The sequence below is a fragment of the Nocardia farcinica genome, from assembly GCF_029867845.1.
Classification (GTDB): Bacteria; Actinomycetota; Actinomycetes; order Mycobacteriales; family Mycobacteriaceae; genus Nocardia; species Nocardia farcinica_A.
The window spans coordinates 1-3,103 of record NZ_JARWRU010000056.1 but is presented as its reverse complement, the minus strand read 5'-3'; the positions used below and the strand labels follow the sequence as shown (position 1 = coordinate 3,103).

Genomic DNA, 3,103 nt, shown 5'->3' with positions numbered 1-3,103 from the left:
CGCGGGTCGCGCACCCGGAGGGCAGCGCGGGCCCGCTCGGGCCCATCGGGCAGGATGGAAGCCGTGATCCTCCGTCGTGAATCCGCCACCGCGACGCGCACCGTGCGCCCGCCCTCGCCGCACCCGTCGGGAGCGCGTCCGCCGGAACTGCCCAAGGAACTGGTGCCCAAGCACGTCGCCCTGGTGATGGACGGCAACGGCCGCTGGGCGCAGGAGCGCGGTCTGCCCCGCACCGCCGGTCACGAGCGCGGCGAGGCGGTGCTCATGGACACCGTCGAGGGCTGCATCGAGATCGGCGTCAAATGGCTGTCGGCCTACGCCTTCTCCACCGAGAACTGGCGGCGCAGCCCCGATGAGGTCCGCTTCCTCATGGGCTTCAACCGCGACGTCATCCGCCGCCGCCGCGACGAGATGCACGAAATGGGCGTACGGGTGCGCTGGGCGGGCAGGCGACCGCGCCTGTGGCGCAGCGTGATCAAGGAGCTCGAGGTCGCCGAAGAGCTCACCAAGGACAACACGGTGCTCACCCTCACCATGTGCGTCAACTACGGCGGCAGGGCCGAGATCGCCGACGCCGCCCGCGAGATCGCGCGCCGGGTGGCCGCGGGGGAGATCGACCCGGAGCGGGTGGACGAGAACACCGTCGCGCGCTTCCTCGACGAGCCGGACATGCCCGATGTCGACCTGTTCCTTCGCCCCTCCGGCGAGTTCCGCACCTCCAATTTCCTGCTGTGGCAGTCGGCCTATGCCGAATTCGTCTTCCAGGAGACGCTGTTCCCCGACTTCGACCGGCGCAACCTGTGGGACGCCTGTCTCGAGTACGCTGCTCGTGACCGCCGTTTCGGCGGCACGAAGTAGCGCGGAAGAGCGCGACAGCGGGGGAGAGCACGATCACGGGGGCGGCAGGAGACCGGTGCGGCCGGTCACAGGCGCGGCGAACGGTGGCACGGAGATGGACGCGACGGTGACTTCCGACCAGGAACTACAGGCACGCGCGGGTGCGTGTCTGTCGCGATACGGCGTCGACGTGCGTGTCGACCAGGAGGGATCGCTCGGCTTCGAGTACGAGGGCGCGCTGTGCTCGCTGCGCGCGGTGCAACTCGCGCCCGGCCTCGACGTGCTCAGCCTGACCTGCGTGCTCGCCTGGGACCGCCCGCTCAAGCCCCAGCTGCACAAGCGGGTCGCCGAGCGCAACAACGGCGCGCAGTTCGGCTCGATCGCGGTCATCGGCCACGGCAAGCTGGCCGATGTGGTGTGGCGCTACACCTTCCCAGCCGCCGGTCTCGACGACTCGGCGCTGACCACCATGCTGCTGCTGGTGCTCTCCGATGCCGAGCGCGCCCGGCAGGGGCTGCTCGCGCCCTAGCGCGCGCTCAGTCGCGGTCGGCGGGCACCCGGATCGGAATGAGTGCCTCGACTCCCCGTCCGATGGCGCCTGCCTCGATGTCGCCCAGCATCAGGTACTGCAGGATGAAGCCGGGCATGAAGCTCAGCAGGGCCTTGGCCACCGCGTCGGTGTCGGTGTCCGGCGGCAGCCAGCCCTCGGCCACCATGCGCCCGACGTACTCGCCCAGGGTCGCCCGCAGGCCGAGCAGGGTCGCGCGCACGAAGCCGCCGACCTCGGCGTTGACCAGCGCGAGCGCCCAGGCCTGCGGCGCCAGCCGTACCATGCCGTCGGGACCGCCGTGCCGGATCACCTCCTCGGCGACGGTCGCGATCAGTTCGGCGGGGGTGGGTAGCGGTTCGTCCCGCACGCGCTCGGCCAGCACGGCGCGGATCGGGACGGTGGTCTGGCTCGCCAGCGCCGCGATGATCTCGTCCTTGGACTTGAAGTAGCGGTACACCGCGCCTGCCGACATGCCGGATTCGGCGAAGACGTCCTGCATGGACGTGTCGAAGAAGCCCTTGCGGATGAAGCAGAGGCGGGCCGCGTCGAGGATCTGCTGACGGCGGCGTTCGAGGTGCTCCTCGCTGACTCTGGGCATGGTTCCAAATTAAAACGAATGTTCGTTCTTGACAAGTTCTTCTCTCGGTGCGACCGTAGGAGCATCAAAGAGAACGAACATTCGATTTCTGGGGAGACGTCATGAACACCACCTTGCGCGCCGTCGCGGTGGGTATCGGCGCGGCCGTGCTCCAACTGCTCATGCTGGCCGCCTTCGCCTGGCCCGCGGCCAACCTCGCGCCCCGCGACCTGCCGCTCGCGGTCGCGGGCCCGCAGGCCGCCCCGCTGGCCGAGCGGCTCGCCGCCTCCGCCGAGCCCGGCGCCTTCGCGATCACCACGCTGCCCGACGCCGCGAGCGCGCAGGCCGCCATCGAGGACCGCGAGGTCTACGGCGCCATCGTCACCGGAGCGGGCGCGCCGCGCCTGCTGGTCGCCTCGGCGGCGAGTCCCGCTGTCGCGCAACAGCTCACGGCCATGGCTCAGCAGTTGTCCGGCGCCACCACCGCCCCTGTCGAGGACGTGGTGCCCGCCGATGCCGACGACCCGCGCGGCGTGGTCTTCGGCGCGATGGTGTTGCCGCTGGTCATGTCCGGCATCGCGGCGGGCGCCCTGCTCTCGCTCGTGGTCACCGGCGCCGGGGCACGGCTGGCGGGCGCACTGACCTTCGGCGTCGTCGGTGGCCTCGGCAGCATGCTGCTCGCCCAGGGCTGGCTGTCGGTGCTGCCCGGTGGCTACCTGGCCCTCGCGGCCGTGGCCGGTCTGGCCTCGTTCGCGGTGGCGGGTGCGATCGTCGGCCTGGCCGCCCTGATCGGCCCGCCCGGAATCGGTCTCGGCGCGCTCACCATGGTGCTGATCGGCAACCCCTTCTCGGCCGCCACCTCGGCCCCCGAACTGCTCCCGCAGCCCTGGGGCGCCATCGGCCAGCTGCTGCCGCCCGGCGCCGCGAGCTCGCTGCTCCGCTCGGTCGCCTTCTTCGACGGCGCTGGCGCCACCCGGCCGCTGGTGGTCCTGCTGGTCTGGGCGGGCTCGGCGCTGGTGCTGCTCGGTGTGGCCGCGGTCCGCGACCGCAAGCGCTCGGAGGCCGTCGGGGCCCCGGCCGCGGAACCGGAAGCCGTGCCCGTGGCTTGAGACACCCGTACCCCTCGATCGGCCGCCGCC

4 protein-coding genes are annotated in these 3,103 nt (G+C 71.6%); 3 read left to right on the top strand and 1 reads right to left on the bottom strand.

The window, feature by feature from the left end; translation table 11 throughout:
* Nucleotides 1-54: 54 nt before the first annotated feature.
* Complete coding sequence (locus tag QH283_RS00910; RefSeq protein ID WP_280501118.1) at nt 55-858, top strand: isoprenyl transferase; 804 nt, start codon at nt 55-57, stop codon at nt 856-858.
* A gap of 94 nt (nt 859-952) precedes the next feature.
* Complete coding sequence (locus QH283_RS00905; protein WP_280501119.1) at nt 953-1,366, top strand: hypothetical protein; 414 nt, start codon at nt 953-955, stop codon at nt 1,364-1,366.
* Between the two features lie 7 nt (nt 1,367-1,373).
* Here QH283_RS00905 and QH283_RS00900 read toward each other — a convergent pair whose 3' ends face one another.
* Complete coding sequence (locus QH283_RS00900) at nt 1,374-1,985, bottom strand: TetR/AcrR family transcriptional regulator (protein WP_280501117.1); 612 nt, start codon at nt 1,983-1,985, stop codon at nt 1,374-1,376.
* Nucleotides 1,986-2,086: 101 nt separating this feature from the next.
* Between QH283_RS00900 and QH283_RS00895 the strand changes: the two genes are divergently transcribed.
* On the top strand, nt 2,087-3,073 hold the full coding sequence (locus QH283_RS00895) for a hypothetical protein (RefSeq protein WP_280501116.1): 987 nt from the start codon (nt 2,087-2,089) through the stop codon (nt 3,071-3,073).
* The last annotated feature ends 30 nt before the right edge of the window (nt 3,074-3,103 follow it).

Bases quoted from the DNA above. Each gene is read 5' to 3' on its own strand.
- QH283_RS00910 (WP_280501118.1), top strand. From the start codon at position 55: ATGGAAGCCGTGATCCTCCGTCGTGAATCCGCCACCGCGACGCGCACC.
- QH283_RS00895 (WP_280501116.1), top strand. From the start codon at position 2,087: ATGAACACCACCTTGCGCGCCGTCGCGGTGGGTATCGGCGCGGCCGTG.
- QH283_RS00905 (WP_280501119.1), top strand. From the start codon at position 953: ATGGACGCGACGGTGACTTCCGACCAGGAACTACAGGCACGCGCGGGT.
- QH283_RS00900 (WP_280501117.1), bottom strand. From the start codon at position 1,985: ATGCCCAGAGTCAGCGAGGAGCACCTCGAACGCCGCCGTCAGCAGATC.